Origin of the sequence: Photobacterium andalusiense, assembly GCF_900185625.1 — a bacterium.
Classification (GTDB): Bacteria; Pseudomonadota; Gammaproteobacteria; order Enterobacterales; family Vibrionaceae; genus Photobacterium; species Photobacterium aquimaris.
On the sequence record NZ_FYAJ01000034.1, the window covers coordinates 1 to 1,544 of the forward strand.

The window sequence follows — 1,544 nt, forward strand, 5'->3', positions numbered from 1 at the left end:
AACGAGTTCTCAAAACATACACATTCAAGTGTCTGTGTTTGCTTTCACTTTTTAAAGTGAAGACAAATAAATGAGTCCGGCGAAAAACCAATGTTTAATATTTTCTTGATCGGATTATTAAACACAAACCTTGGTTGTTTGACCAACTTACTCCACTTTTTCAGTGGAAACTAAGAGCAAAGACCTCTTGGGGTTGTATGGTTAAGTGACTAAGCGTACACGGTGGATGCCTTGGCAGTCAGAGGCGATGAAGGACGTATTAACTTGCGATAAGCCCAGATTAGGCAGTAAAAGCCACTTGAGTCTGGGATTTCCGAATGGGGAAACCCACTAGCATAAGCTAGTATCATTAACTGAATACATAGGTTAATGAAGCGAACCGGGGGAACTGAAACATCTAAGTACCCCGAGGAAGAGAAATCAACCGAGATTCCGGTAGTAGCGGCGAGCGAAACCGGATTAGCCCTTAAGTTAGTTCAGCGTTAGGTGAAGGTTCTGGAAAGTACCGCGATACAGGGTGATAGCCCCGTAACCAACAACGCTTTATTAGTGAAATCGAGTAGGACGGGACACGTGATATCCTGTTTGAACATGGGGGGACCATCCTCCAAGGCTAAATACTCCTGACTGACCGATAGTGAACCAGTACCGTGAGGGAAAGGCGAAAAGAACCCCTGTGAGGGGAGTGAAATAGAACCTGAAACCGTGTACGTACAAGCAGTAGGAGCATACTTGTTATGTGACTGCGTACCTTTTGTATAATGGGTCAGCGACTTAATTTTAGTAGCAAGGTTAACCGTTTAGGGGAGCCGTAGGGAAACCGAGTCTTAACTGGGCGAATTAGTTGCTAGGATTAGACCCGAAACCGAGTGATCTAGCCATGGGCAGGTTGAAGGTGAGGTAACACTTACTGGAGGACCGAACCGACTAATGTTGAAAAATTAGCGGATGACTTGTGGCTAGGGGTGAAAGGCCAATCAAACTCGGAGATAGCTGGTTCTCCCCGAAAGCTATTTAGGTAGCGCCTCGGACGAATACTACTGGGGGTAGAGCACTGTTAAGGCTAGGGGGTCATCCCGACTTACCAACCCTTTGCAAACTCCGAATACCAGTAAGTAATATCCGGGAGACACACGGCGGGTGCTAACGTCCGTCGTGAAGAGGGAAACAACCCAGACCGCCAGCTAAGGTCCCAAAGTTATAGCTAAGTGGGAAACGATGTGGGAAGGCTCAGACAGCCAGGATGTTGGCTTAGAAGCAGCCATCATTTAAAGAAAGCGTAATAGCTCACTGGTCGAGTCGGCCTGCGCGGAAGATTTAACGGGGCTAAGCTATACACCGAAGCTGCGGCAATATGAACTCGTTCATATTGGGTAGGGGAGCGTTCTGTAAGCCGTTGAAGGTGAGTTGTAAAGCTTGCTGGAGGTATCAGAAGTGCGAATGCTGACATGAGTAACGATAAAGGGAGTGAAAAACTCCCTCGCCGGAAGATCAAGGGTTCCTGTCCAACGTTAATCGGGGCAGGGTAAGTCGACCCCTAAGGC

Annotated in this window: 1 rRNA gene; it reads left to right on the forward strand. The window is 47.5% G+C overall.

Annotated elements, in window-relative coordinates:
• Positions 1–199 precede the first annotated feature (199 nt).
• Positions 200–1,544 (forward strand): 23S ribosomal RNA (locus PAND9192_RS20205); the annotation flags it as partial.